This is a genomic window from Streptomyces sp. NPDC102451, from assembly GCF_044765485.1.
GTDB lineage: Bacteria > Actinomycetota > Actinomycetes > Streptomycetales > Streptomycetaceae > Streptomyces.
On record NZ_JBIWKD010000011.1, the window covers coordinates 146554 to 173494 of the forward strand.

Annotated in this window: 27 protein-coding genes; 13 read left to right on the plus strand and 14 right to left on the minus strand. The window is 72.4% G+C overall.

All coding sequences use genetic code 11. The annotated features are described in order from the left end of the window. Positions 1 to 24: 24 nt before the first annotated feature. A complete protein-coding gene (locus ACIRD8_RS24105; protein ID WP_403995113.1) occupies positions 25 to 1464 on the plus strand; it encodes a GNAT family N-acetyltransferase in 1440 nt (479 codons plus the stop codon). Here the strand turns inward: ACIRD8_RS24105 and ACIRD8_RS24110 are convergent. Beyond that, positions 1346 to 2614, minus strand: coding sequence for a trans-sulfuration enzyme family protein (locus ACIRD8_RS24110; RefSeq protein ID WP_403995116.1), 1269 nt, complete (start codon positions 2612 to 2614; stop codon positions 1346 to 1348). The two genes, ACIRD8_RS24105 and ACIRD8_RS24110, sit on opposite strands and share 119 nt — an antisense overlap. 59 nt (positions 2615 to 2673) lie before the next feature. On the opposite strand from ACIRD8_RS24110, the gene ACIRD8_RS24115 reads away from it, so the two are divergent. The 3 genes from ACIRD8_RS24115 (at position 2674) to ACIRD8_RS24125 (ending at position 5928) form a co-directional block, all read left to right on the plus strand. Next, positions 2674 to 3201 carry an Lrp/AsnC family transcriptional regulator gene (locus ACIRD8_RS24115; protein ID WP_403995119.1) on the plus strand — a complete coding sequence of 176 codons (528 nt, stop codon included), beginning with the start codon at positions 2674 to 2676 and terminating at the stop codon, positions 3199 to 3201. A 70-nt stretch (positions 3202 to 3271) separates the two neighbouring features. Beyond that, entirely contained in the window at positions 3272 to 4960 is a 1689-nt protein-coding gene (locus ACIRD8_RS24120; RefSeq protein ID WP_403995122.1) for a DUF885 domain-containing protein, read from the plus strand. A gap of 98 nt (positions 4961 to 5058) precedes the next feature. Continuing rightward, the gene (locus tag ACIRD8_RS24125) at positions 5059 to 5928 is read left to right on the plus strand and encodes an ATP-grasp domain-containing protein (RefSeq protein WP_403995124.1); all 870 of its coding nucleotides are present in this window, start codon (positions 5059 to 5061) and stop codon (positions 5926 to 5928) included. Between the two features lie 53 nt (positions 5929 to 5981). Here ACIRD8_RS24125 and ACIRD8_RS24130 read toward each other — a convergent pair whose 3' ends face one another. Further along, positions 5982 to 6467 (minus strand): rhodanese-like domain-containing protein, encoded by a 486-nt coding sequence (locus tag ACIRD8_RS24130; RefSeq protein WP_403995127.1) that lies wholly within the window; start codon positions 6465 to 6467, stop codon positions 5982 to 5984. Positions 6468 to 6560: 93 nt separating this feature from the next. On the opposite strand from ACIRD8_RS24130, the gene ACIRD8_RS24135 reads away from it, so the two are divergent. After that, on the plus strand, positions 6561 to 7007 hold the full coding sequence (locus tag ACIRD8_RS24135; RefSeq protein ID WP_403995130.1) for an Lrp/AsnC family transcriptional regulator: 447 nt from the start codon (positions 6561 to 6563) through the stop codon (positions 7005 to 7007). Here ACIRD8_RS24135 and ACIRD8_RS24140 read toward each other — a convergent pair. The 3 genes from ACIRD8_RS24140 to ACIRD8_RS24150 form a co-directional block, all read right to left on the minus strand. After that, complete coding sequence (locus ACIRD8_RS24140; RefSeq protein WP_403995133.1) at positions 6997 to 10092, minus strand: AAA family ATPase; 3096 nt, start codon at positions 10090 to 10092, stop codon at positions 6997 to 6999. The genes ACIRD8_RS24135 and ACIRD8_RS24140 overlap by 11 nt on opposite strands. Then, positions 10089 to 11255 carry an exonuclease SbcCD subunit D gene (locus tag ACIRD8_RS24145; RefSeq protein WP_403995136.1) on the minus strand — a complete coding sequence of 389 codons (1167 nt, stop codon included), beginning with the start codon at positions 11253 to 11255 and terminating at the stop codon, positions 10089 to 10091. Before ACIRD8_RS24145 ends, ACIRD8_RS24140 begins: the two co-directional genes overlap by 4 nt. 133 nt (positions 11256 to 11388) lie before the next feature. Further along, positions 11389 to 12024 (minus strand): YigZ family protein, encoded by a 636-nt coding sequence (locus tag ACIRD8_RS24150; RefSeq protein ID WP_403995139.1) that lies wholly within the window; start codon positions 12022 to 12024, stop codon positions 11389 to 11391. Between the two features lie 82 nt (positions 12025 to 12106). Between ACIRD8_RS24150 and ACIRD8_RS24155 the strand changes: the two genes are divergently transcribed. Further along, positions 12107 to 12523: a CoA-binding protein gene (locus ACIRD8_RS24155; protein ID WP_403995142.1), complete on the plus strand. Its 417-nt coding sequence runs from the start codon at positions 12107 to 12109 to the stop codon at positions 12521 to 12523. Between the two features lie 106 nt (positions 12524 to 12629). Further along, entirely contained in the window at positions 12630 to 13439 is an 810-nt protein-coding gene (locus tag ACIRD8_RS24160) for an aminoglycoside N(3)-acetyltransferase (protein WP_403995144.1), read from the plus strand. A 24-nt stretch (positions 13440 to 13463) separates the two neighbouring features. Here ACIRD8_RS24160 and ACIRD8_RS24165 read toward each other — a convergent pair whose 3' ends face one another. After that, positions 13464 to 14018, minus strand: coding sequence for a YbaK/EbsC family protein (locus ACIRD8_RS24165; RefSeq protein ID WP_403995147.1), 555 nt, complete (start codon positions 14016 to 14018; stop codon positions 13464 to 13466). A 31-nt stretch (positions 14019 to 14049) separates the two neighbouring features. Continuing rightward, complete coding sequence (locus tag ACIRD8_RS24170; RefSeq protein ID WP_403995150.1) at positions 14050 to 14634, minus strand: helix-turn-helix domain-containing protein; 585 nt, start codon at positions 14632 to 14634, stop codon at positions 14050 to 14052. 93 nt (positions 14635 to 14727) lie between these two features. On the opposite strand from ACIRD8_RS24170, the gene ACIRD8_RS24175 reads away from it, so the two are divergent. After that, complete coding sequence (locus tag ACIRD8_RS24175; protein WP_403995153.1) at positions 14728 to 15594, plus strand: EamA family transporter; 867 nt, start codon at positions 14728 to 14730, stop codon at positions 15592 to 15594. Positions 15595 to 15628: 34 nt separating this feature from the next. Here the strand turns inward: ACIRD8_RS24175 and ACIRD8_RS24180 are convergent, their stop codons facing one another. Next, on the minus strand, positions 15629 to 16381 hold the full coding sequence (locus tag ACIRD8_RS24180; RefSeq protein ID WP_403995156.1) for an acyltransferase: 753 nt from the start codon (positions 16379 to 16381) through the stop codon (positions 15629 to 15631). A gap of 147 nt (positions 16382 to 16528) precedes the next feature. On the opposite strand from ACIRD8_RS24180, the gene ACIRD8_RS24185 reads away from it, so the two are divergent. Further along, on the plus strand, positions 16529 to 17062 hold the full coding sequence (locus tag ACIRD8_RS24185; RefSeq protein ID WP_403995159.1) for a gamma carbonic anhydrase family protein: 534 nt from the start codon (positions 16529 to 16531) through the stop codon (positions 17060 to 17062). Positions 17063 to 17157: 95 nt separating this feature from the next. Here the strand turns inward: ACIRD8_RS24185 and ACIRD8_RS24190 are convergent, their stop codons facing one another. Further along, a complete protein-coding gene (locus tag ACIRD8_RS24190) occupies positions 17158 to 17820 on the minus strand; it encodes a DedA family protein (protein WP_403995162.1) in 663 nt (220 codons plus the stop codon). Positions 17821 to 17950: 130 nt separating this feature from the next. After that, positions 17951 to 18388: a DUF4442 domain-containing protein gene (locus ACIRD8_RS24195; RefSeq protein WP_403995341.1), complete on the minus strand. Its 438-nt coding sequence runs from the start codon at positions 18386 to 18388 to the stop codon at positions 17951 to 17953. 109 nt (positions 18389 to 18497) lie between these two features. On the opposite strand from ACIRD8_RS24195, the gene ACIRD8_RS24200 reads away from it, so the two are divergent. Then, the gene (locus ACIRD8_RS24200; RefSeq protein WP_403995165.1) at positions 18498 to 19541 is read left to right on the plus strand and encodes a hypothetical protein; all 1044 of its coding nucleotides are present in this window, start codon (positions 18498 to 18500) and stop codon (positions 19539 to 19541) included. A 67-nt stretch (positions 19542 to 19608) separates the two neighbouring features. After that, the gene (locus ACIRD8_RS24205; RefSeq protein ID WP_403995168.1) at positions 19609 to 20919 is read left to right on the plus strand and encodes an MFS transporter; all 1311 of its coding nucleotides are present in this window, start codon (positions 19609 to 19611) and stop codon (positions 20917 to 20919) included. On the opposite strand, the gene ACIRD8_RS24210 is transcribed toward ACIRD8_RS24205, so the two are convergent. From ACIRD8_RS24210 to ACIRD8_RS24225, 4 genes are all read right to left on the minus strand, one after another. After that, on the minus strand, positions 20881 to 21726 hold the full coding sequence (locus ACIRD8_RS24210; protein ID WP_403995172.1) for a spermidine synthase: 846 nt from the start codon (positions 21724 to 21726) through the stop codon (positions 20881 to 20883). The genes ACIRD8_RS24205 and ACIRD8_RS24210 overlap by 39 nt on opposite strands. Positions 21727 to 21817: 91 nt before the next feature. After that, positions 21818 to 22669: a patatin-like phospholipase family protein gene (locus ACIRD8_RS24215; RefSeq protein ID WP_403995175.1), complete on the minus strand. Its 852-nt coding sequence runs from the start codon at positions 22667 to 22669 to the stop codon at positions 21818 to 21820. Positions 22670 to 22737: 68 nt separating this feature from the next. Beyond that, positions 22738 to 23907: an elongation factor Tu gene (tuf, locus tag ACIRD8_RS24220; protein WP_403995178.1), complete on the minus strand. Its 1170-nt coding sequence runs from the start codon at positions 23905 to 23907 to the stop codon at positions 22738 to 22740. A 303-nt stretch (positions 23908 to 24210) separates the two neighbouring features. Next, a complete protein-coding gene (locus ACIRD8_RS24225; protein ID WP_403995180.1) occupies positions 24211 to 24930 on the minus strand; it encodes a DNA alkylation repair protein in 720 nt (239 codons plus the stop codon). Between the two features lie 49 nt (positions 24931 to 24979). Here ACIRD8_RS24225 and ACIRD8_RS24230 point away from each other — a divergent pair, with 49 nt between their 5' ends. Together ACIRD8_RS24230 and ACIRD8_RS24235 are read left to right on the plus strand one after the other, a co-directional pair. Then, a complete protein-coding gene (locus tag ACIRD8_RS24230; RefSeq protein ID WP_124278261.1) occupies positions 24980 to 25717 on the plus strand; it encodes a TVP38/TMEM64 family protein in 738 nt (245 codons plus the stop codon). 186 nt (positions 25718 to 25903) lie between these two features. Beyond that, positions 25904 to 26776, plus strand: a complete 873-nt coding sequence (locus ACIRD8_RS24235; RefSeq protein ID WP_403995183.1) for an undecaprenyl-diphosphate phosphatase — start codon at positions 25904 to 25906, stop codon at positions 26774 to 26776. Positions 26777 to 26941: the final 165 nt, after the last annotated feature.

Here is a 26941-nt window from a genome sequence, read left to right on the forward strand (position 1 = left end):
ACACCGTTCGGTCACAGTGAATACATGACTGATGTGACATCCGCGAAGAGTGCCCGCCGCCCGCACCACTGGCGGCGGGACCTGATCGAGCTGGCCGCCCTGTTCACGGCCGTGGCCGTGGCAGACGCGATCGCGAACCTGATCGGGCACCAGCCCGACGGGCCTTATCTGCTCATGGCCTCGGCCGTGGCCCTGGTCGCCACGGCCGCCTTCCACACATGGTGGGCACGGCGCCACAGCCACGCGCCGCCCCCGGACACCGATACCGGCACCGGTGCCGGCCAGGAGCTGCCCTCCGCCGACACCGAGGAGACCGCTGGGACGGTGCTCTGGCGGATGCGGACGACCGTACGGGACGCCCCCGGCGCCCTGGCCGCCCTCTGCATCGCCCTGGCCCGTCACCGGATCGACATCCTGACCCTGCAGACCCACCCGCTGGCCGAGGGCACGGTCGACGAGTTCCTGCTGCGGGCGCCGGCGACGCTGCCGGCCCAGCAGCTCACGCGGGAGATCTCCGCCGCCGGCGGCACCGCGACCTGGATCGAGCGCGCGGACGCCCACGACCTGGTGGACACGCCCACCCGGGTCCTCGGCCTCGCCACACGCACGGCGCTGGACGCTGCCGAACTCCCCCTGGCCCTGCGTCAGCTCCTGGGCCGGTGCACCATCCACTCGCTGCCCGCCCTGTCCATCACCGGCCGCCCCACCGGTGAGAGCGCACCGGTCGAAGGTGTCCTGGAGGACACCGTGATGCGGCTGCGCGATCCGTCGGGCGGTGCCATCACCGTCGAGCGCCCGTACCTCCCCTTCACCCCGACCGAGTTCGCCCGGGCCCGTGCCCTGGTCGAGCTCGACGCCCGGCTCGGCCCGCGCGTACCACGCAGCGAGGACGTCCTCACCCTGCCCGAGGGCAACGAGATCACCGTGCGCCGCGCGGACCGCGACGACCGGGACGCGGCCCTCGCCATGCACGACCGCTGCTCCGAGCAGACCCTCGGCCTGCGCTACCACGGTCCGGTGCGTGACGCCGACCGGTATCTGGACCACCTGCTGAGCCCCCGCTTCGGCCGCACGCTCGCCGTGCAGACGGCCTCCGGGCGGCTGGTGGCGCTCGGCCATCTGCTCTGGGACGGGGACGAGACCGAGGTCGCCCTCCTCGTCGAGGACGACTGGCAGCGCCGCGGGATCGGTTCCGAACTCCTCGGCCGGCTGGTGGCCCTGGCCGTCGAGGCGGGCTGCGAGAGCGTCTACGCGGTGACCCAGGCCCACAACACGGGGATGGTGGCCGCCATGCGGGCGCTCTCGCTGCCTCTCGACTACCAGATCGAGGAAGGCACCCTGGTCATCACCGCCCGGCTGGCCGCGGCTCCTGCCCCGCAGCTCGCACCGCAGACGGAACAGCAGCTCGCACCTCAGGCTGAACAACGGCTCGCACCTCAGGCTGAACAGCACCTCCGTCACTGAGCGCCTGGCACAGGTCGGCCCAGAGGTCCTCGACGTCCTCGAGGCCGACCGACATACGCAGCAGACGGTCACCGACGCCGGCGGCCCTCCGGTCTCCCTCACCCACGATGCGGTGGCTGATGGAGGCCGGATGCTGGATGAGGGTGTCCACGCTGCCGAGGCTGACGGCGGGCGTGACCAGCCGTACGCCCGCGATGATCCGGTGGGGATCCCCGAACACCTCGAAGGACACCATCGCCCCGCCCACCTCCGGGTAGTGCACGCGCGCGACGCGGGGGTCGGCCGAGAGCCTGCGGGCCAGTTCGGCAGCGGAGGCCGACGCGGCTCGTACACGCACCGGCAGGGTGGAGAGGCCGCGCAGCAGCAGATAGCCGGCCATCGGATGCAGCACGCCCCCGGTGGCGAAGCGCACCTGCCGCAGGGTCGCGGCGAACTCGTCGTCGCAGGCGACGACGCCACCCATCACATCACCGTGACCGCCGAGGTACTTGGTGGCGCTGTGCAGCACGATCCGCGCCCCTTCTTCGAGCGGCCGTTGCAGCACGGGCGTGGCGAAGGTGTTGTCGACGAGGAGCGGCACCGAGCCGCAGGAGTGCACCACGGCCCGGATGTCGATCTCGGCGAGCGTGGGGTTGGCCGGCGTCTCGACCATCACCAGACCGGTGTCCGGGCGGATCGCGTCGGCGATGCCCGCCGGATCCGTCCAGGTCACCTCGGTGCCCAGCAGTCCGGCGCCCAGGAGGTGGTCGCTGCAGCCGTAGAGCGGGCGCACCGCGACGACATGGCGCAGCCCAAGGCTCGCGCGTGCCAGCAGGACGGCGGTCAGCGCCGCCATGCCGCTGGCGAAGGCGACCGCGTCGTCGGCACCCTCCAGCCGGGCCAGTGCCGTCTCGAAGCGGCCCGTCGTCGGGTTGTCGAGCCGCGCGTACACGGGCGGGCCGTCGGGCCGGGCCCCGGTGGAGGCGAAGGCGTCGATGCGCGCGGCCTCCCCCCGGGAGTCGTACGAGGGATAGGTGGTGGAGAGATCGATGGGCGCGGCATGCAGGCCGAGGGAGGCGAGATCGTCGCGTCCGGCGTGCACGGCTTCGGTGGCGAGGGCCCTGGACCGGAAGGAGGGCTGGGATGTCAGCGAGGAGGCTTCGGTGTCCATGTCACCAGCCTGAACAGGAACCGGCCCAGGGTGCCGGAATGCCGTGCTACGTTCGCCCGATGGCTGAATCCGTCGTTCTCGATCCGGTTGATCTGCACATTCTGCGTCTCCTGCAGAACGATGCGCGGACGACGTACCGGGAGCTCGCCGCAGAAGTCGGAGCGGCCCCGTCCACCTGCCTGGACCGTGTGGCACGGCTGCGCCGCTCGGGGGTGATCCTCGGACACCGGCTGCGGCTCGACCCGGCGCGGCTCGGCCGTGGCCTGGAGGCTCTCCTGCTGGTCCAGGTCCGGCCGCACCGCAGGGAGCTCATCGGCCCGTTCGTCGAGCGGATCAGGGCCCTGCCGGAGTCCCGGGCGTTCTTCCACCTCACCGGTCCCGACGACTATCTGGTGCATGTGGCCGTCGCCGACCCGACGGATCTGCAGCGCCTGGTCCTGGACGAGTTCACATCACGCCGCGAGGTGGCACGCGTGGAGACCCGGCTCATCTTCCAGCAGTGGGAATGCGGCCCGCTGATGCCGCCCGAGACGGGCGCGCGGAGTCCTGCGGGCGCCCCGGAGCGCCCCGGTACCTCCGCGCCATAAAGGATCTTCCTCCGGCCGAAGTCCTGTTCCCCCGTGACGGGGAGGCCTCCGCCGTACGAGGATGTCCCACATGTCAGACACATCGAGCAGCGCACTGCCGCGCCAGGTCGCCGACGCCTACGTCGACGCGTACATCGAACTCGACCCGATCACAGGTACTTATCTCGGTGTCGCGGAAAGCTCCCGCCGGCTGCCCGATTTCTCGCCCGCCGGCCAGGAGGCCATGGCCGGGCTCATCCGCAGCACCCTCGCGGAACTCGACGCCGCCGAGCGGGTGCCGGGCGCCGACGCCGACGAGGAGAGGCGTTGCGCGCGACTGCTGCGGGAACGCCTGACGGCCGAACTCGCCATCCACGAGGCGGAGGAGGGGCTGCGGGCGGTGTCCAACATCCACTCCCCGGCGCACAGCCTCCGTGACGTCTTCTCGGCGACGCCGACGGCGACCGACGAGGACTGGGCCGCGGTCGCGGACCGGCTGCGGGCGGTTCCCGCGGCCCTGGAGGGCTACCGCGCCTCGCTCGCCCTCGGTCTGGAGCGCAAGCTGTACGGCGGCCCCCGCCCGGCCGCGACGTTCATCGGACAGCTGGGCACCTGGGCCGGGGAGGGCGACGGACCCGGCTTCTTCCAGGACTTCGTGACCGAGGGACCCGCGTCGCTGCGCCCGGAGCTGGACGAGGCGGCCGGGCAGGCCGCCGCGGCCCTGGTCGCGCTGCGGGACTGGATGCGGGATGTGTACGCCCCCGCGATCGAGGGTGCCCCCGACACGGTGGGCCGGGAGCGCTACGCCCGCTGGGCGCGGCAGTTCAACGGCACGGATCTGGATCTGGACGAGGCGTACGCGTACGGCTGGTCCGAATACCACCGGCTGCTGGCCGAGATGAGGGCCGAGGCGGACAAGATCCTTCCGGGCGCGGGTCCCTGGGAGGCGCTCGCCCACCTCGATGTGCACGGGAAGCACATCGAGGGCGTGGACGAGGTCCGGGTCTGGCTGCAGAGCCTGATGGACGAGGCGATCGAGGCGCTCGACGGCACCCACTTCGAACTCGCCGAGCGCGTGCGGAAGGTGGAGTCCAGGATCGCTCCCGCGGGCGGCGCCGCCGCTCCGTACTACACCGGGCCCTCGGAGGACTTCTCGCGCCCGGGCCGCACCTGGCTCCCCACCATGGGCGAGACCCGCTTCCCCGTCTACGACCTGGTGTCCACCTGGTACCACGAGGGCGTGCCGGGCCACCACCTGCAGATCGCGCAGTGGACGCACGTCGCCGACAGCCTCTCCCGCTACCAGGCGTCGGTCGGCCAGGTCAGCGCCAACGCCGAGGGCTGGGCGCTGTACGCCGAGCGGCTCATGGACGAACTCGGCTTCCTGCCCGACGCGGAGCGCCGCCTGGGCTATCTGGACGCGCAGATGATGCGGGCCTGCCGGGTGATCGTCGACATCGGCATGCACCTGGAGCTGGAGATCCCCGGTGACTCCCCGTTCCACCCGGGTGAGCGGTGGACGCCCGCCCTGGCCGAGGAGTTCTTCGGCAGCCACAGCGGCCGGCCCGCCGACTTCGTGGAGAGCGAACTGACCCGCTATCTGTCGATGCCGGGCCAGGCCATCGGCTACAAGCTGGGCGAGCGTGCCTGGCTCCTGGGCAGGGAGAACGCCCGGAAGGCCCACGGCGACGCGTTCGACCTCAAGGCCTGGCACATGGCGGCCCTGTCGCAGGGGTCGCTCGGCCTGGACGACCTGGTGGACGAGCTGTCCAGGCTCTGATCCGGGAGGTGCCGGGGGCCGGTGCCCGTGCACCGGCCCCCGGCACTCGCTCTCCCCGCCGACTCTCCCTCGCCGACGGCCCGAAGGACGATCTCCGCATGTCTCCGCCCGGCTTCCTGTTCTGCTCCGACCCACTGCGGCCGCGTCACCCCGATCCCGGGTTCGCCCAGGAGGAGGCCGCCGCACGACGCACCGGCGCGCAGGTCGTCCTGATCGACCACGACGCGCTGCTCTCCGGGGACGCGGAGACCGCCGTCGGCCGGGTGCGGCGGGACTCGGGCCAGTACTGGTACCGGGGCTGGATGATCCCGCCCGACCGCTACGCGGACCTGGAGCGCGCCCTCCTCGCCCGTGGCTGCTCACTGCTCACGGGTTCCGCCGCGTATCGCACCGCCCATGAACTTCCCGGCTGGTACGAGGCGTTCGCCGGCCTCACCCCGCGCAGCGTCTGGCGCGTCCTGTCCGTGGGAGAGGCACTGCCTGATCCTTCCGCGTGGTCGGACCTCGCCGGAGATCTCGGCTCGGGCCCGGGCATCGTCAAGGACTTCGTGAAGTCCCGTAAGCATGAATGGCATGAGGCGTGCTTCGTGCCGGAGCTGAGCGACGCGGAACGGCTGGCGGGCGTCGTCGGGCGGTTCCTCGAACTGCAGGGGGAGTTCCTGGCCGGCGGGGTGGTGCTGCGCGCGTACGAGCCGTTCGTGCCGGGCGGGGAGGCACGGGTGTGGTGGGTGGACGGCCGGGCGGTGCGGGTGACAGCTCATCCGGACACGCCCGGTCTGCTCCCGGCACCCGCCCTCGACAGCGTCGGCGAGGCCGTCCGCTCTCTGGGCTGCCGGTGGGTGACCACCGACATGGCGCTGCGGGAGGACGGGGCGTGGCGGGTGGTGGAGGTCGGCGACGGCCAGGTCAGCGGGCTGCCCGCAGGCGACGACGGCGAGGGCCTGTTCGGCGCGCTGCTCCAGGGATGAGCGGCTCTCCCTGCCCGGCGCGCTCCTGGAACCGTTGAGCCTCCTCCGCCCGTTCAGCAGCCGCAGTCGTCGGCGTCCACCGGTGCGGTGAGCGGGTCGGCGGCGCGTCGCCCTGACCCCTCCCAGGTCTCGAAGGCGAATCCCTCGCGCACCCAGTACTCGAATCCGCCGAGCATCTCCTTGACCTGGTAACCGAGTTCGGCGAGCGCCAGGGCGGCCCGGGTCGCGCCGTTGCAGCCCGGCCCCCAGCAGTACGTGACCACGGGGACCGCCGGGTCGAGGAGCCCGGCGGTCCGCTCCGCGACGAGGGCGGTCGGCAGGTGCACCGCGCCCGGGACGTGCCCCTGGTCCCAGGACGCGGTGGACCGGGAGTCCAGTACGACGAATCCGGGGTCGCCGCCGGCCCCCAGGGCGGTGGCCACGTCGGACACGTCCGCGTGGAACGCGAGCGACGCGCCGAAATGGGCGGCGGCCGCTGCCGGGGAGGCGGGCGGTACCCGGAGGACGGGGTTGTCCGAGGTGAGGAGCTGTGAGGTCATGGCCAGAAATCTACGGTCGGCTCACCTCCAGCGGAAGCAGTGATCCCCGGCACATCACTTGATCCGCAGGGGATTCCCCTGTTGCCTGCTCCCATGACCGAGTATTCCCCGGACGCCACGGACTGGCGCATCCTCGAAGTCCTGCAACGCGACGGACGTGCGACCTTCGCCGAGCTGGCCCGCGCCGTGGCGATGTCCCCGAGCGCCGTCACGGAGCGCGTACGCCGGCTTGAGGAGGTGGGGGTGATCAGCGGATACGCCGCCGTGGTGGATCCGGAGCGGCTGGGTCTCCCGATCCTCGCCCTCGTACGGCTGCGCTATCCGAACGGCAACTACAAGCCGTTCCACGATCTGACGGAGACGACCCCGGAGATCGTGGAGGCGCACCATGTCACCGGGGACGACTGCTTCGTCCTGAAGGTGACCGCGAGGTCGATGCGACATCTGGAGGAGGTCACGGGGAGAATCGGCGCCCTCGGATCCGTGACCACCAGCGTCGTGTACTCCTCGCCCCTCCCCCGGCGGGCGATCAGCCGCTGAGCGCGCCGGCCGCGCGGTGGACGACGGCCGATCCGTTTCGCTCCTTGACCACCTCGAGCTGGGCGGGAATGCGACGGCGCAGGTCGGCCACGTGGCTGACGATGCCGACACTGCGGTCGCGTTCGCGCAGCGAGTCCAGGACGTCGAGCACCTCGTCCAGCGTCTGGTCGTCCAGGCTGCCGAAGCCCTCGTCGATGAAGAGGGTGTCCAGTCGGACTCCGCCCGCCTCGTCCGTCACCACATCGGCGAGGCCGAGGGCCAGGGCGAGCGAGGCGAAGAAGGTCTCCCCGCCGGACAGGGTTGCCGTGTCGCGCTCCCGGCCGGTCCAGGAGTCGACGACGTGCAGGCCGAGCCCCGCCCTGCGGCCCCCGCTGCGCTCGTCGGAGTGGACCAGCGTGTAGCGGCCCGCCGACATGCGCTGGAGCCGGGCCGTCGCCGCTGCGGCGACCTGTTCGAGGCGGGCCGCCAGTACGTACGCCTCCAGCCGCATCTTGCGCTCGTTGTCCGCTGAGGTGCCCGCGGTCAGGCCGGCGAGACGGGCCACCCTCTCGTACTCCTGGCGCAGCGGGCCCAGGGCACGCACCTCTTCCTCGGCGCGGCGGGAGAGCCGGCCGAGCTCCGCACCGCGCTCCTGCGCGGCGGCGTGCACCGCCGCACTGTCACGCAGGGCCTTCGCGGACCGGTCGTACGCCTCCTGAGCCGCGTCCGGTGCCGCGGCCGGCCGTTCGGCGGCGGTCCGGGCGTCCTCCTCGGCGAGCCGGTCGGCGACCGTGGCGGCCTCCGTCTGCCAGGCGTCGATCCGGTGCTGGAGCTCCCGCTGGGCCGTGTCGCCGAGGAGCTTCGCGGCGGCGGCCTGCGGGGTGGCGAAGCCGGCCCTGAAGGCGGCGTCGGCAAGCCTGCCGTCGGCCTCCTTGAGCCGCTCCGCCGCGTCCTGCTCGGCGCGGAGCGCCTCGGCGGCCTCGGCCAGCATCCCGGCACGGCGCTCCAGCAGCCCGGCGTGCTCGGCCACGGAGGCGCAGCCGCCACGGGCCTTCACCAAGTCAGCCTGTAGCGAAGCCTGTTCACGGTCGAGCGCTTCACGCTGCGAGGTGCGGGCAGCGGCACGCCGCTCGGCCTGCTGCCGGCCGTCGAGACGGCCGAGGTGCTCACGCTCGGCGGCGGCGAGGGCTTCCCTGGCGGCGTGCGTGCCCGCGGCGAGACGGTGCGCGTCCGCGTGCTCCCGGGTCAGACGGTCGACGACCGCCCGCAGTGCTGCCACGGAGGCGGGGGCACGGTCCGCGTCCTCCGGTCCCGGGGCCGCGGTCGCGTCCTGCGGGCCCACCGGTCCCGGAGCGCCGGGCGTGTCCTCCGGGTCGGCCGCCTCGGTCCGCGCCGCGGCGAGGCGTTCGCGCAGGACCCCGAGCTCGCTCTCCGCATCCGCACGGGCCCGGTCGGCCCGCCGGTGGGCGGCGAGCGCCGCCTCCTCGGTGGCCCGGTCCACATGGCCGGCCTCCGCGCGGGCCGGCTCGGGGTGCTCCGCCGAGCCGCACACCGTACAGGCCACGCCGTCGACGAGCTGACCGGCCAGTTCCGCCGCGACGGAGCGCAGACGCTGCTCCCGCAGGGCCAGCCACTTCTCGTGCGCGTCCACCGCACGCTCACGGGCGGCGGTCAGAGCGGCCGACGCCGTCTCCTCCTGCGCACCGAGAGCGTCGCGCCGGCGGGCCGCCTCCAGCCTCCTGCGCGCGGGATCGAGCCGGCCGGCCAGCTGCTCCGCGCGGGTCGCGGCATCCCGTGCCGTCTCGACGCGCTCCCTGAGGCTCCGGTGGGTGGCGTCCCAGCCGGCCAGCCATTCCGCCGCCTCCTGGATCAGTTCGTCGTCGGAACGGGACTGCCTCTCCAGGCCGGACCGTTCGGCGTCGATCTCCCGGCTGCGCCGTTCGGCGCGGCGCGCGGCGTCGAGCGCTCCCAGATCCGCCCGCAGGCCGCGTTCCGCGCCGGCCAGCTGCTCGAAGCCCGCTCCGGCCAGCTCGGGAGGGAGCCCTGCGCGGGACCGTTCCCGGGCGCCGACGGCCGTGCGGTGGGCCCGCTCGGCGTCGTCACGCAGGTCGAGCGCCGGGGCGACCAGTTCCGCCTTGCGTGCACGGGCCAGCTGTTCGTGGCAGCGGTCGCGTTCCGCGCGGCGCTCCTCCAGCCCCGCGGCGCGTCGGCGGGTTTCCTCGTACCGCTGCTGGAGGCGGGCGAGTTCGCGCTCGGCTTCGAGTGCGTGGTGTGCGGCGGTGGTCCGGTCCTCGGCCCCGGCCAGGACGCGCCGGGCGATGTCGAGCCGTTCGCGGGCTCCGCTGCGCGCGACGGCGGCCCATTGCAGGACCCCTTCGGCGAGGCCCGGTTCGCCGGGCCGTTCCTCCGGTGGTGCCGCTTCGTCCGCCGCCGGGCCGGCCGCCTGCGCGATGCGCTGGGCCAGGGCGAGGATCTGCTCGTCGCCCGCCTTGACCCGGGCTTCGGCCGCCCGGCGCAGTTCGGCCAGGCGCTCCTCGACGGCCGCGAACCTGCGGGTGTCGAAGAGCCGGCCGAGCAGCTTTCCGCGCGCCTCCGCGTCGGCGCGCAGGAACCGCGCGAAGTCGCCCTGCGGGAGGAGCACCACCTGGCAGAACTGGTCGCGGCTCATCCCGATGAGCCCGCCGATCTCCTCGCCGATCTCCTGGTGGGAACGGCTGAGTGCCTTCCAGCCGTGCCCGGGGTCGTACTCGCGCAGCCAGCTCTGCGCCTTCTCGGTCGTGAAGCCGCCGCCCCTCTTCTTGGGACGGGGCTGTGCGGGCCGTCTGGTGACCTCCAGGCGGCGCCCTCCGACGGTCAGCTCCAGGCGCACCTCGGTCGGCAGGTCCACCGGGGCGTGGTCACTGCGCAGCGAGGTGCCGGGGCTCTGCCGGGCGCCGGGCACCGCCCCGTACAGCCCGTAGCAGACGGCGTCGAGCACGGAGGTCTTGCCCGCGCCGGTGGGGCCGTGCAGCAGGAAGATCCCGGCTGAGGACAGGGTGTCGAAGTCCACTTCCTGAGTGGCGCCGAAGGGTCCGAACGCGGTCAGGGTCAGCTTGTGCAGTCTCAACGGGACACCTCGCCGGCTGCGTCGTTCACCCGTACGTCGTCGAAGACGGCACGCAGCACCGTCCGCTCCTGTGCGCTGGGTCCGCCCCCGCCGCGTACATGGGCCACGAAGTCCTCCGCCACCTCCTGGTCGTCACGTCCCTCGAGCCGCCGGGCGTACGAGGCGAGGGGGTCCTGCGGGGAACGCTCCGGGTCGAAGACCAGGCTGAGGGTGTGCGGGAAGCGCTCGGCCAGGCGGGCCATCGGCTCGTCCGGCCGCGCCGGGTCGGTGAGGGTGGCCTCCACCCAGGATTCCCGGTGCCGTTCCAGGGCCGGGTCCTCCAGCAGCGCGCCGAGACGACCGCGGAGGCGTGCGAGCGGACGCGGAGCCGGGCAGTCGATGCGCTCGGCGACGAGGTCTCCCCCGGCACCGAGGTCGATCAGCCACATCGTCTTGCGGTGCGTGTGCTCGGAGAAGGAGTACGCGAGCGGAGAGCCCGAGTAGCGCACGCGCTCCGTGACCGTCTGGCACCCGTGCAGATGGCCGAGAGCCACGTAGTCGACACCGTCGAAGACTCCTGCGGGCACGGCGGCGACACCGCCGACGGTGATGTCGCGTTCGCTGTCGCTGGGTTCACCGCCTGCCACGAACGCATGGGCGAGAACCACGGACCGGGTGCCGTCCGGCCGGGAGGCGAGATCGGCGCGCACCCGGTCCATGGCTGCGGTGAGGACGGCTTCGTGGCTCGTCCTCGATGCACCCAGGCTGTCCCGGACGAGGGCCGGCTCCAGGTAGGGCAGCCCGTAGAACGCCACATCGCCCTGTGTGCCGTGCAGCACGACCGGGGTGGCGCACTCGCCGGGGTCGGTGCGCAGATGGATCCCGGCCCGTGCGATCAGCCCGGCGCCGACGCCGAGCCTGCGGGCCGAGTCGTGGTTCCCGGAGATCATGACGGTCGGCACGCCGGCGGCTGCGAGCCGGTGCAGTGCGTCGTCGAAGAGCTGGACGGCCGACAGCGGCGGCACGGCCCGGTCGTAGACGTCACCCGCCACGACGACCACGTCGACGTCGTGTTCCCGCACGGTCCCGACGAGATGGTCGAGGTAGGCGGCCTGGGCGTCGAGCATGGAGACGCGGTGGAAGGACCGCCCCAGGTGCCAGTCCGAGGTGTGCAGAATCCTCACGACATCACTCCGACGGCTCCGACCTGCATGTTCCACTTCCTCCGCCCCCAGGACCCGACGGGTCCGGCATGCAACCCGCCGCGGATTTCCGCGACCGGCCCGACCACGCTAATGCCGCGCGGCCCCGGACCCCTCATCCGCCTCCGACATCCCCGTACGCCTCGCCGCCCAGTTCGAGCGTCGCGGTGCCTGCCGTGGCATCGGCCAGCCAGGCCCTGAAGCCGTCGACGTCGGCGTCCGGTAGCCCGATCGCGATGGTGACCGCCTCGGCGTAGGTCACGTCGTGGACGGCACGGCCGGTGGCGCGCAGGTCGTTCTCCAGTTTGCCCGCCCGCTGGTGGTCCACGGTGACGGTCGCGAGGCGGAACCGGCGGCGGGTGGTCGTGCCCAGCGCGTCGAGCGCTTCGCCGACCGCTCCGCCGTAGGCCCGGATCAGTCCGCCCGCGCCGAGTTTGACCCCGCCGAAGTAGCGGGTGACGACGGCGACGGCGTACCGCACCTCCCTGCGCATGAGCATCTGCAGCATGGGGACGCCGGCCGTCCCGCCGGGCTCCCCGTCGTCACTGGCCTTCTGCACGGAGGCGTCGGCGCCGATGACGTAGGCGAAGCAGTTGTGGTTGGCGGTGGGGTGCTCCTTGCGGACGCGTGCGACGAACTCCTGCGCCTCCTGCTCGGTGGCGGCGGGGGCGAGCGCGCAGAGGAAACGCGATCGGCTGATCTCGGTCTCGTGCACACCCGCGCGGGCGACTGTCCGGTACTGCTCCTGCATCGGTCCACCCTATGCGCCGGTCCGCCCCGACTTTTCACCCTCCCGTGGGGAATGGTGCGGGAGGACCGTCCGTTGTCCGGGCATGTACGCAGACGATGAGACGGTTCGCAGGATCCTCCAGGACTCGGGCGACACCTGGGCGGTGGTCGGCCTGTCCACCAACCGCTCCCGCGCGGCCTACGGGGTGGCGGAGGTCCTGAAGCGCTTCGGCAAGAGGGTGGTACCCGTCCACCCCAAGGCGGAGCCGGTCCACGGCGAACAGGGATACGCATCGCTGGCGGACATACCCTTCCCCGTCGACGTGGTGGACGTCTTCGTCAACAGCGATCTGGCGGGCGCGGTGGCCGACGAGGCGGTGGCGACCGGCGCGAAGGCCGTCTGGTTCCAGCTGGGCGTGATCGACGAGGAGGCCTACGGGCGCACGCGCGAGGCCGGTCTCGACATGGTGATGGACCGCTGCCCCGCGATCGAGATACCCCGCCTGGACGCCCGCCGCTGACCGCCGGCTCCTGCGGTCCCGCCTCCGGGCGGCCTCCGCAGCGGGGGCGTGCGGCGTCCCGCCGGTCCGGAAGGCGTGGTGTCGCGGAAGGCCTCCGGCGGGGAGAATGCCCGATGTGACACAGCATCTCCTCCTCCGGGACGGACACACCGCCGCCCAGCTGCACGAGCTCGGCGTGCGGCGGGGTGGCGTCCTGCTGGTCCACGCCTCGATGCGCTCCGTGGGCGGGGACCCCGCGACCATGGCCGCCGCACTGCGCCAGGCTCTGGGCCCGGAGGGGACGCTGGTCGTCCCTGCCTTCACTACGGAGAATTCCGACACCTCGCGCGCCTATCTGGACCGCGTCCGGGGGCTGAGCGACGAGGCCCGCGCCGAGGTGCGTGCGTCGATGCCCGCCTTCGACCCGGCGACATCTCCCGCGCCCGCCATGGGCACGCTCGCGGAGACGGTGCGGCTGGCTCCGGGGGCGCTGCGCAGCGCCCACCCGCAGACCTCGTTCGCCGCGCTCGGCCCGGGGGCGGCGAAGCTGCTCGCCGGCCACCGCCGCGACTGCCACCTCGGCGAGGACTCCCCCCTCGCCCGGCTGTACGAGGCGGACGCGCGGGTCCTGCTGCTGGGCACGGGCTTCGACAGCTGCACCGCCTTCCACCTCGGTGAGTACCGCCGCCCCTCACCGCCCCGCCGCCTCTACCGCTGCGTGGTGGGTTCGGAGGGCGGACGCCGCTGGTGGGAGTACGAGGACGTCGCCCTCGACGACAGCGACTTCCCCGCCCTCGGGGCCGATTTCTGCCGTGCGCGGCCCGGAGCGGTCAGCACCGGCCGGGTGGCGGCGGCGCGGAGCCGTCTGTTCCGCCTCCGTACGGCCGTGGACTTCGCCACGGAGTGGATCGGGGAGCGTCGGCCCGACGGCTGCTGAGCATCCCGTCCGGGGCGCCGCTCCTCAGCCCCCGAGGCCCTCCAGCACGACCGCTCCGGGCAGTGCGGCCAGCGCCTTGCCCGGGACGATCAGCTTGCCGCGGCGGCGGCCGCTGCCGATGAGGACCCACTCCTCGTCCACCACGGCGGAGTCGATCAGAAGGGGCCAGGCCGCCGGGAGGCCGATCGGGGTGATCCCGCCGTACTCCATGCCGCTCTCGCCGACGGCCACGTCCATCGCGGCGAAGGAGGCCTTGCGGGTCCCGAGGTGCTTGCGCACCACTCCGTTCACATCGACGCGGGTGCGCGACAGCACCACGCACGCCGCCAGGGTGGTCTCGCCACCCCGCTTGCCCGCCACCACGACGCAGTTGGCCGAGGTGTCGAGCAGCTCGGGGCCGTAGTGCTCGACGAAGACGGCCGTGTCGGCGACCCCGGGGTCGGTGTCGACATAGACGACCGACTCGGCGGGGATGCCGCCCCAGCCGGCGGCCACCGCTTCCGCGACGGGCGCGGTGAGCAGGTCCAGCCGGTCGGCCGCGGGAGAGGCATCGCTGAAGGTGCCCAGGGGTGCGCGCATGCCGCTCACGCTAACAGCCCCGGGGAGCCGCTCACTTGCCCTCCCGGCGGACCGGCGGGATCGACACCGCCATGGTCAGATCGGCGGGCTCGGCGCCGTCGTTGCGATAGCTGTGCGGCACATGGGCCTCGAACGTGGCGGAGGTACCTGCGGGCACCGTGTGGTCCTCGCCGTCGACGACAAGGGTCAGTTCGCCCGCCGTGACGTGCAGGAGTTCCACCGTCCCTTCGGGGTGCGGGTCGGAGGCGCTGCTGTCGCCGGGCATCAGATGCCAGGACCAAAGTTCGATAGGCCCCCTGGCCTCCGTGCCCACCAGCAGCGTGGTCGAGCTCCCCGCCTCCGTCGACCACATCCGCACCGCCTGGCTCTCGGGCACCAGCCGCACCTGGGAGCCCTGCTCGAAGTCGAGCAGCGTGGTGATGCTGATGCCCAGCGCGTCGGCGAGCTTCACGGTGGTGCCGACACTCGGGTTCGTACGGGCCTGCTCGATCTGGATGATCATGCCGCGGCTGACGCCCGCCCGGGCCGCGAGAGCGTCCAGGGTGAAACCGCGCTCCCCTCGCCAGCGCTTGAGGTTTCGGGCGAGCGACTGGGTGAGCTGATCGAGGTCAGACACATTCCGTCCAATATTATGGATGACAGAGTCGAAAATACTGCACTACGGTGTGGTGTCCCCACCCGACCACCGCACTGTACTGCGAGGCGCCCGATGACAGCACTGTTCGCCCTGGCCACGAGCCTGATGTGGGGGCTGGCCGACTTCGGCGGCGGAGTGCTGACCCGGCGCACGCCCGCGCTCACGGTGGTGGTCGTGTCCCAGTGCATCGCCGCCGTCGTCCTGGGGGCCGTCGTGATCGCGACCGGCGGCTGGAGCGAGGCCGGTGGCCGTCTCTGGTTCGCGGTGGCGGCGGGGGCCGTCGGCCCGGTCGCGATGCTGAGCTTCTACAAGGCCCTGGCGCTGGGCCCGATGGGTGTGGTCTCCCCGCTCGGCTCCATCGGCGTGGCGGTCCCGGTGGGAGTGGGCCTGCTCGTCGGCGAGCGGCCCGGGCTGCTGCAGCTCGCCGGGGTCGCGGTCGCCGTCGCCGGGATCGTCCTGGCCGGAGGGCCGCAGCTGCGCGGGGCGCCGGTGCAGCGTCAGGCGGTCGTGCTGACCCTGCTGGCCGCCTTCGGCTTCGGCGCGGTGATGGCGCTCATCTCGGAGGCGTCCACCACCGTGACGGGCCTCTTCCTCGCCCTGTTCGTCCAGCGGGTCACGAACATCGCGGTCGGGGGGACCGCCCTGTACGTCTCGGTGCGCCGCGGCGGCCGCGCGCTGCCCGAGGAGGGCGGGGCCGGCGTCGTACGGGCGGCGCTTCCCGCGCTGGCCTTCGTCGGACTCGCCGATGTCGCCGCCAACGGCACGTATGCGCTCGCCGCCCAGCACGGCCCGGTCACCGTGGCCGCCGTTCTCGCGTCGACGTACCCGGTGGTGACGGCGCTGGCGGCACGGGGGGTGCTGGGCGAGCGGCTGCGCGGGGTCCAGGCGGCGGGCGCGGGCCTGGCCCTCCTCGGAACGCTCCTGCTGGCGACGGGCTGAGGGTCCGGCACGCACGGAAGGGGGCCCGAAGCGGTCAGGCCCCGTCGGCCGCGTCCTCCAGCAGCAGCGCCACCGCGGCCAGCTGCTCGGGCGTGACCCCCTCGGGGATCGGGACGGGCGCGGGGGTACGCAGCGGCGGCTGCCAGCCCTTCTCCGGGTCCCAGCTCCGCACCACCCTGGCCGGGGCTCCCGCCACCACCGCGTGGTCGGGGACCTCTCCGCGTACGACGGCTCCTGCCGCGACCACGACGTTGCGGCCGAGCCTGGCCCCCGGAAGGATCACCGCTCCGGTGCCGATCCAGCAGCCGGGCCCGATCACGACCGGCTCCATCCGCGGCCACTGCTTGCCGACCGGCTCGTGGGGGTCGTCGTAACTGTGGTTGGTGGAGGTGATGTAGACGTACGGACCGCAGTACGTGTCCGAGCCGATCGACACCGTGGTGTCGGCGATGACATGGCTGCCCCGGCCCAGCACCACGCCGTCGCCCAGGGTCAGGACGGTCTCGGCGCCCAGGTCCAGATCGGGCATCAGGCCGGCCGTGAGCGTCACCTGTTCACCGATGATGCAGTGGTCGCCCAGCTCGATCCACGGCTCCCCGAAGACGGTGCCCTGCGGGAAGGCGAGCCGGGTTCCCGTACCGATACGGCCGAACCTGAGCCGGCCGGGGTGCTGCGCCGTGACCGCTCCGGTCTCCTGCACCCAGGCCCAGACACGGTGGACGACGCGGGACATGACACCACGCCGCCGGACGGCCAGGGAGGAGGACGAGTTCCGGTTCTTCGGCACCCGCTCACGGTAGTCGGCCCGGCCGGAGCGGGTCCGTGCGACGAGCTGTGATGTTCACCCCACCTGCCGGGAGCGCCGGGGCCGTCCATTACGGTTCGTGCGGAACAAGGGCCCCGAGCGCACCACACCCCACCGGAGGAACAGGCGATGGCACAGCAGGCATTGGTCACCGGTATCGGCGACAGGCAGCCGGACATCGACCCGGACGCCTTCCTCGCGCCGACCTCCGTCGTCGTCGGCGAGGTGTCGATGGCCGCGGGCTCCAGCGTCTGGTACCACGCCGTGCTGCGTGGCGACGGCGGCCCGATCTCCCTCGGCCCCGACAGCAACATCCAGGACAACTGCAGCGTGCACACCGACCCGGGCTTCCCGATGACGGTGGGCGCCAGGGTCTCGGTCGGTCACAACGCCGTCCTGCACGGCTGCGTCATCGAGGACGACGTCTTGGTCGGCATGGGCGCCACCGTGCTCAACGGCGCGCACATCGGAGCGGGCTCCCTGATCGCGGCGCAGGCCCTCGTACCGCAGGGGATGCGCGTGCCGCCCGGGTCCCTCGTCGCGGGCGTGCCCGCGAAGGTCAAGCGGGAGCTGACCGCCGAGGAACGTGAGGGCATCGCCTTCAACGCGGCCGGTTACGTGGAGCTGGCGAAGGCCCACCGCAAGGCGCACCAGGAGGGCTGACGGCCCGCGGGCCGTTCGGAGCGGGGCCCCGGGCGGATGCTGCCGCGCGGGGCCCTCACCATCGGCCGGGCCGCCCGAGGACGGGCCCCGCCGGTTCAGTCGGCCGCGGGGACCACGTCCGGCTCGGGCGCCGGCACCGTGCCCTCGGCCTGTTCCGCGGCCTTCTTGGCGCGGTTCTTCAGCACCAGCATCGAGACCACGCCGATGAGCACGGCGGCGAGCAGCCCCAGCCACGAGAAGCGCTTGAGCCATGCCTCGGCGACGACGCCCACCGAGTAGATGACGGCGGTGGTGCCGCCGGCCCAGACGATCCCGCCGAGCACATTGGCGATCAGGAACTTCCAGTACGGCATGCGCAGGACCCCGGCCAGCGGTCCCGCGAAGATCCGCAGCAGTGCGACGAAGCGGCCGAAGAAGACCGCCCACATGCCCCACTTCTCGAACGACCGCTCCGCCAGTGCGATCTGGGGCGCCCCGAAGTGCTTGGGGAACTTCCCGCCGAGCCAGGCGAGCAGGGGGCGCCCGCCCTTGCGGCCGATGGCGTAGCCGATGGAGTCACCGATGATCGCTCCGGCCGACGCGCAGGCGCCGAGCACCACGGGGTCGATGTCGCCGTGCTGGGAGGCGAGCAGCGCCGAACTCACGAGGATGATCTCGCCCGGCAGAGGGATACCCAGACTCTCGAGTCCGATGACGACCCCCACCAGGAGGTAAATGCTGACCGCGGGGACGGTCTCGAGCCACTCCTGGACGTGCAACGCGGGTCCTTCCCGTAAGAGATCTGCCGGCCGCGCACCACGGGTGGTGCACGGCGGGCAGCCTACCGGGCCGGACGGCCGGAGCGGCCGCCGCGGCCCCCGGACCGGGGCGCGCGGGGCCGGGCGCGGGTCAGCGGTTCGGACGCAGCGTCCAGACGACGCTCATCTCGCTGGTGACGGCGCCGTCGGCGCGGCGGATCTCGACGGCCACGGGGAACTCCGGGCGCTTGCCCTCGTCCAGCTCGGCGACGACCTCGGCGATCGGGCGGCCCAGCACCGCGGTCGCGGTGAGTTCGCCCATGGCGACCTTCTTGAACGCCATCTCCGTGGTGACGGGCAGCGGCACGGCGCGCGCCATCTGGTCGCCGAACGCGGCGACGACGATCGCGCCGCTCGCCGACTCGGCGAGCGTGAACATCGCTCCGGCGTGGGGTCCGCCGAGGTGGTTGTGGTATTCGGCGCGGTCGGGGAGCGAGAGGACGGCGCGCTCCGCGGTCGTCTCGAGGTACGTGATGCCAAGGGTGCGGACCATCGGGACGCTCGCGGACAGGATGTCGCCGACTGTCATCTCTTCAGTGCTCATGGCGGCGACGTTACTAGCGGGTAGCAGTCTTTGACCATCCCCTCACAGGGGCGCCCGTAGCAGCACACGCCCCGCCCCTCTATGGTTACTGGCCATGTGGCCAGGACAGCAGCCGCCCGGGGGCGAGCAGAACCCGCAGGACCAGAACCAGAACCCGTACCAGCAGCCGGGGTACCAACAGCCGAATCCCTATCAGCAGCCGGGATATCAGCAGCAGGGTCAGCCGGGCTACCCGCAGCCCAACCCGTACCAGCAGCCCACCGTGCCGCAGTACGCCGTACCGGGCGGGCCCGGCGGTCCGCAGCCGGACGACAAGAAGAAGACGACGATCATCGCCGTCGTCGCTGCCACGGCGGTCGTCGTCGCGGCGGTCGTCACCGGTGTCGTCGTCATGAACAAGGACGACGACAAGGGCGGCTCGGACGTCGCCGAGGGCAAGGCGTCCTCGTCGCCTTCGGCGAAGGCCTCCGAGTCCGCGTCCTCCCCGGCCGCGAATCCGCGGGGCGGCGAGGACGCCGCGCCCACGATTCCGGGCTGGAAGGTCGTGACCAATCCCAAGTGGGGCACGCAGTTCGACGTGCCCGGCGACTGGGAGATCTCGGGCACCGGTGTGATCTCGGGCTTCGAGGACGTGAAGAACCCCACGGGTCCGCCGGCGGTCGGCTTCTCCGCACCCGCGCACCTCAAGACCAAATGGTGCAGCGACGACACGGACAAGGACGGCAAGCAGGAGGACACCAGCCTGGCCGGTGTCGGCACCAAGGGCGCGCAGGGCGCCAAGACCTCGGACCAGGCGGCGACGAACGAGGCCGCCAACTGGGTCTGGGCCGCCTATGCGCAGGAGGACCCGAAGGACAAGGTCAAGATCGGCAAGCCCAAGCCGTACACGACCGAGTCGGGCCTCTCGGGCAGCGTCGTCACGGCCACCGCGACCGGACTGGCCAACAAGAACAAGTGCGACACCGACGGCAAGTCGATCGCGTTCACCTTCAAGAACGGCAAGGACGAGTTCTCGTCCTGGATCCTCTACGCCAACGCCGGCATCGACGACGAACTCCCGGACGCCACCATCCAGAAGATCCTCAGCACCGTACGTCTGGCGGAGGGCGCGGACACCGGCGCGGACACCACGTCCTGAGCCTCCGGCGCACCCGGCCGGGACCGCCCATTTGGCGGGAGGGGGCCGGGGCGGGGATAGTCCCTTGGTGACTTCCGCCGCCTCCTCCCCCTCGCCGGACCTCCGCTCCCTGCCGGCGGGCCGCAATTTCGGTCTTCTGACCGCCGCCGCGATCATCACGAGCCTGGGCACCAACGGCGCGCTGATCGCGGCGGCGTTCGCGGTTCTGGAGTCGGGCGGTGACGGAGGCGACGTCGGCCTGGTCGCCGCCGCGCGTACGGCGCCGCTGGTGCTCTTCCTGCTGATCGGCGGCGCGGTCGCGGACCGGCTGCCGCGTCACCGGGTGATGGTGGCCGCGAACACGCTCAACTGTGTCTCCCAGGCGGTCTTCGCCTGGCTGGTGCTCACGGGCGGCGCCGAGCTGTGGCACATGATGCTGCTGACGGCGCTCTGCGGCACCGGGCAGGCCTTCTTCGGACCGGCCGCCGAGGGCATGCTGATGTCCAGCGTCAATGGTGAGCAGGCGGCTCGCGCCTTCGCCTTCTTCCGGATGTCGATGCACGGGGCGGCCATCGGCGGCGCGGCACTCGGCGGCGCCATGATCGCGGCCATGGACCCGGGCTGGGTGCTGGCGGTCGACGCCGCGGCGTTCGCGGTGGCCGGTGTGCTCCGGGCCTTCCTGGACGTGAGCCACATCCCCGCGCGCGCACCGGGCGGCGGGCTGCTGGCCGATCTCCGGGACGGCTGGCACGAGGTCGTCGGGCGCCCCTGGCTCTGGGCCGTCGTGCTGCAGTTCTCCGTGGTCGTGGCCGTCGTCGGGGCCGCCGAGGCGGTGTACGGACCGCTGGTGGCGCGGGACGAGCTCGGAGGCGCCCGGCCCTGGGGGTTCGCTCTCGCGGCGTTCGGGGTCGGCACCCTGGGCGGGGCGCTGCTGATGATGCGGTGGAAACCCCGCCGGCTGCTGCTGGCCGGCACGCTCTGTGTGTTCCCGCTGGCCCTGCCGTCCGCGGGGCTCGCGATCCCGCTGCCGGTCGCCGGCCTCTGCGCGGTGATGTTCGTGACCGGGGTCGCCATCGAGGTGTTCGGGGTCTCGTGGATGACGGCCCTGCACCAGGAGATCCCCGAGGAGAAGCTGTCCCGGGTCGCGGCGTACGACTGGTTCGGCTCGGTCGCGATGGTGCCGCTGGCCACGGCGGCGGCCGGCCCGGTGGAGACGCTCGTCGGCCGCAGCGAGGCCCTGTGGGGCTGTGCCGCGCTGATCGTGCTGGTGACGGCGGGCGTGCTGTTCGTCCCGGATGTACGGAATCTGACACGCCGCAGCGCGGTGAAGAGGGTCAGCGTCCCGGAGCAGCCCCGGGAGTCAGCCGATGCTGAAGGCGCCGTCGGGAGGCTCGGGTGAGGCCACCGCCTCGCTGTCCCGCACCGGCTTCGCACCGCGGACGAACCGGGTCAGCCCGGCGCCGTACTCGACCCGCGCGGGGAACGCGTCGGCGGCGCACAGCCTGGTGAGCGGCCCGATGTCGAGCGGGGCGCGGGAGGCGAGCAGCACGGCGTTGCCGAAGCGGCGGCCGCGCAGGACTGCCGGCTCGGCGATGAGGGCCAGCTCGTCGAACACCTCTGCGAAGTTCGCCAGTTGCGACCGCAGGAAGGCGAAGGGGGCGCCGTCGGCCAGATTGGCCGCGTAGACGCCGCCCGTCCGCAGGACACGTCCGGCGGCCCGCGCGTACTCGACGGAGGCCAGGTGCGCGGGCACCCGTGCGCCCCCGAAGACATCGGCGATCAGCAGGTCGGCCGAACTCTCCGGCGCCTCTTCGAGCCAGCCCCGGGCATCGGTGCCGTGCACGGTGATACCGGCGCCCCCGGGCAGCGGCAGGTGCTCGCGGACCAGGTCGACGAGACCCCGGTCCGCCTCGGCCACGTCCTGCCGCGAGCCGGGGCGGGTCGCCGCGACGTAGCGCGGCAGGGTGAGGGCGCCACCGCCGAGGTGCACCACGTCCAGCGGCGTCCCCGGCGCACCGGCCCGGTCCACGACGTGGCCGAGCCTCCGTACGTACTCGAATTCCAGGTGCTCCGGCTCGTCGAGGTCGACGTACGACTGCGGGGCGCCGTCGACCGTGAGCAGCCAGGCCCGGTCACGGTCGACATCGGGCAGCAGCCTGGCGGTGCCGCAGTCGGTGTCGCGGATGACGGGTATCGGCTCGTTCACTCCCCCATTGTGACGGGCGCCGGGACCGCTCCCCGCCGGAGGCCGCGCCCCGACGGAGCCCCTCCCACGGCGGGAGCGCCTCCTCCGCCGGTCAGCCGTTCCACACGGCGGCGACCGCCTCGGTGTGGGCGACGGACTGGGCGAGTCCGGCCCTGGCCGCCGCGGCCCGTCGTGCGGGATCCAGGGAGTTGCGGCCGATGGCCTTACGGGTCCCGGCGTCCGGGGTGATGACCTCGACCCGGGCGCCCGCGGCCTCCAGTTCGGCGGCCTGCGCGCGGGGCGAGACGATCACCTTGTTGCCACTGGCGGTGGGCGCGATCACGACGACGCGTTCGTAGCCGGAGGCGAGCTGCGCGTTGGCCGGGGAGTGCACGCCACCGTCGATCCAGCTCCCGCCTCCGGCGCTGACGACGGGCCAGACCACGGGGACCGCGCAGCTCGCGGTGACCGCGTCGGCGAGCAGGACCTCGCCCTTCCTGTCGAAGGTGTGCAGAGCGCCGGTCGTCGCGTCCACGGCGGTGATCAGCAGGTGCCGTTCGGGCCATTCGGGCGACGGGAGCCGGCTCGCGATCACCTCACGCCGTTCGGCAGCGGTCGCTCCGGGCCGGCTGTCGCGGGCCAGGGCGCCCAGCTTGCGTCCGTACTCGTCGGGCGTACGGGAGGAGAGCACCGCTCTCGCGTACCGCAGGACGGTGACGGGTCCGAGCCGGGCCGCCGCTCCCTTCTCGGTCTTCGGTTCGGCGAGCTGCCGCTCGTAGAGGTCGCCGACCGCGACGAGTCCGGAGGCGAGCTGCGCCCCGACGATGGCCCCCGCCGAACTCCCCACGATCAGATCGGCGGTGGAGAGGTCGACGCCCGCCTTGGCGAGGCCGTGCAGGATGCCGGTTTCCCATGCGGTGCCGGTGACGCCTCCGGCACCCAGTACGAGAGCTGTGTCTGCCATGGCCCCCAGTCTGCTGCACCGCGCGCGGCCCGCCTCCCCGGGGTGAGAGGGCGGGCCGCGCCCGGCCGTCAGAGCAGACCGGTGACCGTACCGGCGCCGACCGTGCGGCCGCCCTCGCGGATCGCGAAGCCGAGGCCGGACTCCAGCGGCACGTCACGGCCGAGCTCGACGGTCATGGTGACCGTGTCGCCGGGCCGCGCCACCGCCGCCTCGCCGAGGTCGACGTCCCCGACGACGTCCGCCGTACGGATGTAGAACTGCGGCCGGTAGCCGGTGGCCACCGGGGTGGTGCGGCCGCCCTCCTTGGCCGACAGGACGTACACCTGCGCGGTGAAACGCCGGCTCGGGGTGACGCTGCCGGGGGCCGCCACCACGTGCCCGCGGCAGACCCGGTCGCGCTCGACCCCGCGCAGCAGCAGCGCGACGTTGTCCCCGGCCTCCGCGGACTCCATCGGCTTCCCGAAGGTCTCCAGGCCGGTGACGACCGTCTCGATGTCAGCACCGAGCACCGACACGCGGTCCCCCACCCGCACCGTGCCGCGCTCCACGGCCCCGGTGACGACGGTGCCGCGGCCCGTGATGGTGAGCACGTTCTCCACGGACAGGAGGAACGGCGCGTCGGTGTAACGCACCGGCATCGGTACGTACGTGTCGACCGCGTCCAGCAGCCCCTCGATCGACGCGGTCCAGCGCGGGTCGCCCTGGAGCGCGCCGAGCCCCGACACCCGTACGACGGGCACCGTGTCCCCGCCGTACCCGTGCGCGGAGAGCAGCTCGCGGACCTCCAGCTCGACCAGGTCGGTCAGCTCGGGGTCGCCCGCGTCGGCCTTGTTCAGGGCGACGACGATGTGGTCGACGCCGACCTGACGGGCCAGCAGGACGTGCTCCGCGGTCTGCGGCATGATGCCGTCGAGCGCGGAGACGACGAGGATCGCCCCGTCGAGCTGCGCCGCCCCGGTGACCATGTTCTTGATGTAGTCGGCGTGGCCGGGCATGTCGACGTGCGCGTAGTGCCGGGTGTCGGTCTCGTACTCGACGTGCGCGATGTTGATGGTGATGCCGCGCTGCGCCTCCTCGGGGGCCCGGTCGATCCGGTCGAACGGCACGAAGGTGCCGGTGCCGCGGTCGCTGAGCACCTTGGTGATGGCGGCGGTCAGGGTGGTCTTGCCGTGGTCGACGTGGCCCATGGTGCCGATGTTGAGGTGCGGCTTGGTGCGTACGTATGCCGTCTTGGACATGCTCGTTCCTTGGAATTCGAAGCTGAGAAGAGAAGACCCCAAGGCCCCGCCGACCCTCCCCTCACGGGGTCCGCCGGACTGTCGGGGGAGGGTCAGCTTCGGGCGCCGCCGAAGGGCGCTGCGGCAGCGGCGAACGCTGCGTCAGTTGCTGCTGCTGCGGCTGCGACCGCAGGGCTCACGGCAGCCTTCGGCGCGTCCGCGACTGCGGACTGCGCTGCGAGGAAGGCGTACCGGAACATGCCTCAGATCATGGCGGAGCGGCGCGGCGGCGTCGAATGGTTTTCCGGTGGCCCCGCACCGGGCTCAGCCGATGTTCTTGAGCGCCTCGCGCACCGAGAGCGGGGACAGGCGGTCCCGGGCTCCGTCGACGAAGCCGCGCACCGCCTCCGGGTCGGTCTTCGCGTACTCCCGCAGGGACCAGCCGATCGCCTTGCGCAGGAAGAAGTCGGGATGGTCCGCGCGCAGCAGGCAGTAGCGGAACAGCCGTCCGGCGTCCGTCCGCTCCTTGTAGCGCAGTTGGTGGAGCAGCGCCGTACGGGCGACCCAGATGCTGTCGTCCTCGATCCAGCGGTCCATCACCACCGCGAGCCCGGGGTCGGCGCTCACGAGCGGCCCCGCGACGTGGGCGGCGAGCAGATCGACGGTGTCCCACCAGGGCACGGTGTCGACGAGGTGGCGCAGGACGGGCACGAATCCGGACGAGCAGCGGGCCACGTGGCGGCGCAGGTAGTCGGCGGCGAAGTACTGGTACTCGCGCTCCGGCAACTCCCAGCAGCGCAGGGCGATCGCGGTGCAGTCCTGCTCGTCCGGCCGTCCGGTGCCCGCGAGCACCTCCTTGGAGAGCATCCGGCGCCGCGGGGTGGACATGCCCAGGAAGGGTGCGATGTTCCTCATGTACGCGGCTGCCCCGGCCGCGTGCTCAGGGTCGGCCGCCGCGGGGTACACCGTGGTCAGCCGGTCCAGCACGGTGTCGGCGAGCGCGCTCCTCGGCGCCACGGGGGCGAGGTCTGCCGGTGGACTCATGGGGTGCACATTACGGCGATCACACACATGTTTCGGTTACGCTCCCCAAATGTTCGACCCCGTCCCCGCAACACGGCCCTCCCGAGGCCTCGCAGTGCGCTGTACGAGGGCGCTGCTCTCCCCCTGGTCCCGGTTCTCCCTGCTCGTGGCCATGCTCCTGGCCGCGGCCACCACGATGCTGCTGTTCGAACCACAGCGGCTACTGGCCTCCGGCTGGCCACCTCAACTCACGGGTTCCGCAGCGGCGATGCTGTTCGGACTCGCGTACGGCGTGTGCACCGTGGCCTTCGTGCCACGCCCGCTGCTCAACCTGGCCGCCGGGGCGCTGTTCGGCGCGCAGGCCGGGCTCGCGGCGGCGCTCGCCGGAACGGTCCTGGGTGCCGGAGTCTCCTTCCTGCTCGGCAGAGTGCTGGGCCAGGACGCGCTCCGTACGCTCCTGCGCGGCAAGTATCTGAAGGCGGCGGACGGACTGCTGAGCCGGCACGGGTTCAGGTCCATGCTGGCGCTGCGGCTCTTCCCCGGGGTGCCGTTCGCCGCGGCCAACTACTGTGCGGCGACCTCCCGTATGGGCTATCCGCCGTTCCTGCTGGCCACCGGGCTCGGATCCATCCCGAACACGGCCGCGTACGTCATCGCGGGCAGCTCGGCCTCCTCCCCGACCTCACCGGTGTTCCTGGCGGCGATGGGGTTCATCGTGCTGTCCGGGGCGGGTGCGGCCCTGGTGGCCTGGCGCAGGCGGCACCGGCTCGGCGGCGCGGCGGCGCCGGAGGCGGGCGGCACGGCGTAGCCAGGGGCAGGCGGGAGTCTGTTCATCTGTAGGCGATACGCTGCGCGCAACCGACAGAGGATGTCCGGGGCCGTGGCGTCCCGTCCCCTTTTCTGACCGCATCTTTTCTGACCGCATCCGCACGCTGCCGACGGCCCTCGCGTCCGTCGGCCGTTGCATGAGTACCTCCGGGATGGCCTAAGCCCCATGAGCTGGTTCGAATCATTCGTCCTGGGCCTCGTTCAGGGACTGACCGAGTTCCTGCCGATCTCCTCCAGCGCGCACCTGCGGCTGACCGCGGCCTTCGCGGGCTGGCACGACCCGGGAGCCGCGTTCACCGCGATCACGCAGATCGGCACGGAGGCCGCGGTCCTCATCTACTTCCGCAAGGACATCGCCCGGATCATCTCGGCCTGGTTCAGGTCCCTGACCAACTCCTCGATGCGCAGCGACCACGATGCCCAGATGGGATGGCTGGTCATCATCGGCTCCATCCCCATCGGTGTGCTCGGCGTGACGTTCAAGGACCAGATCGAGGGGCCGTTCCGCGACCTGCGTCTGATCGCGACGACGCTGATCGTGCTGGGCATCATCCTCGGCATCGCGGACCGGCTCGCCGCCCGCGACGAGACCGGCGGCAAGCACCGGGCCATCAAGGAGCGCAAGTCGCTGAAGGAGCTGGGGGTCAGGGACGGCCTGATCTTCGGCTTCTGCCAGGCGATGGCCCTGGTCCCGGGCGTCTCCCGCTCGGGCGCGACGATCAGCGGCGGTCTGCTCATGGGCTACACCCGCGAGGCCGCCGCCCGCTACTCCTTCCTGCTGGCAATCCCCGCGGTGCTGGCCTCAGGCGTCTTCGAGCTGAAGGACGCGGGCGAGGGGCATGTCTCCTGGGGGCCGACGATCTTCGCGACGATCATCGCCTTCGTTGTCGGATATGCCGTAATTGCCTGGTTCATGAAGTTCATTACGACGAAGAGCTTCATGCCGTTCGTCATCTACCGCGTACTCCTGGGCATCCTGCTGTTCGTCCTGATCGGGATGGGCGTGCTGAGCCCGCACGCGGGTGAATCGGCGGGCTGACGGGCGCTCCCGCAGGGATACCTCTAGCTGCAAGCTGGAGGTCACCGGAGGGAATTGGAGTCCTTTCGAGGCCCCTGAAGCGGGTCGTCTCGCGTTTTCCTCCCCGTTCATCTTCCCCATCGGAAGCGTCACAGTCCGGACATGAAAGAACCGGGGCAAGGCCAC

What these genes read in the sequence shown, in the direction of transcription:
- ACIRD8_RS24105 (WP_403995113.1), top strand. Translation starts at nt 25, where the DNA reads ATGACTGATGTGACATCCGCGAAGAGTGCCCGCCGCCCGCACCACTGG.
- ACIRD8_RS24110 (WP_403995116.1), bottom strand. Translation starts at nt 2,614, where the DNA reads ATGGACACCGAAGCCTCCTCGCTGACATCCCAGCCCTCCTTCCGGTCC.
- ACIRD8_RS24115 (WP_403995119.1), top strand. Translation starts at nt 2,674, where the DNA reads ATGGCTGAATCCGTCGTTCTCGATCCGGTTGATCTGCACATTCTGCGT.
- ACIRD8_RS24120 (WP_403995122.1), top strand. Translation starts at nt 3,272, where the DNA reads ATGTCAGACACATCGAGCAGCGCACTGCCGCGCCAGGTCGCCGACGCC.
- ACIRD8_RS24125 (WP_403995124.1), top strand. Translation starts at nt 5,059, where the DNA reads ATGTCTCCGCCCGGCTTCCTGTTCTGCTCCGACCCACTGCGGCCGCGT.
- ACIRD8_RS24130 (WP_403995127.1), bottom strand. Translation starts at nt 6,467, where the DNA reads ATGACCTCACAGCTCCTCACCTCGGACAACCCCGTCCTCCGGGTACCG.
- ACIRD8_RS24135 (WP_403995130.1), top strand. Translation starts at nt 6,561, where the DNA reads ATGACCGAGTATTCCCCGGACGCCACGGACTGGCGCATCCTCGAAGTC.
- ACIRD8_RS24150 (WP_403995139.1), bottom strand. Translation starts at nt 12,024, where the DNA reads ATGCAGGAGCAGTACCGGACAGTCGCCCGCGCGGGTGTGCACGAGACC.
- ACIRD8_RS24155 (WP_403995142.1), top strand. Translation starts at nt 12,107, where the DNA reads ATGTACGCAGACGATGAGACGGTTCGCAGGATCCTCCAGGACTCGGGC.
- ACIRD8_RS24160 (WP_403995144.1), top strand. Translation starts at nt 12,630, where the DNA reads ATGCCCGATGTGACACAGCATCTCCTCCTCCGGGACGGACACACCGCC.
- ACIRD8_RS24165 (WP_403995147.1), bottom strand. Translation starts at nt 14,018, where the DNA reads ATGCGCGCACCCCTGGGCACCTTCAGCGATGCCTCTCCCGCGGCCGAC.
- ACIRD8_RS24175 (WP_403995153.1), top strand. Translation starts at nt 14,728, where the DNA reads ATGACAGCACTGTTCGCCCTGGCCACGAGCCTGATGTGGGGGCTGGCC.
- ACIRD8_RS24185 (WP_403995159.1), top strand. Translation starts at nt 16,529, where the DNA reads ATGGCACAGCAGGCATTGGTCACCGGTATCGGCGACAGGCAGCCGGAC.
- ACIRD8_RS24195 (WP_403995341.1), bottom strand. Translation starts at nt 18,388, where the DNA reads ATGACAGTCGGCGACATCCTGTCCGCGAGCGTCCCGATGGTCCGCACC.
- ACIRD8_RS24200 (WP_403995165.1), top strand. Translation starts at nt 18,498, where the DNA reads ATGTGGCCAGGACAGCAGCCGCCCGGGGGCGAGCAGAACCCGCAGGAC.
- ACIRD8_RS24215 (WP_403995175.1), bottom strand. Translation starts at nt 22,669, where the DNA reads ATGGCAGACACAGCTCTCGTACTGGGTGCCGGAGGCGTCACCGGCACC.
- tuf (WP_403995178.1), bottom strand. Translation starts at nt 23,907, where the DNA reads ATGTCCAAGACGGCATACGTACGCACCAAGCCGCACCTCAACATCGGC.
- ACIRD8_RS24225 (WP_403995180.1), bottom strand. Translation starts at nt 24,930, where the DNA reads ATGAGTCCACCGGCAGACCTCGCCCCCGTGGCGCCGAGGAGCGCGCTC.
- ACIRD8_RS24230 (WP_124278261.1), top strand. Translation starts at nt 24,980, where the DNA reads ATGTTCGACCCCGTCCCCGCAACACGGCCCTCCCGAGGCCTCGCAGTG.
- ACIRD8_RS24235 (WP_403995183.1), top strand. Translation starts at nt 25,904, where the DNA reads ATGAGCTGGTTCGAATCATTCGTCCTGGGCCTCGTTCAGGGACTGACC.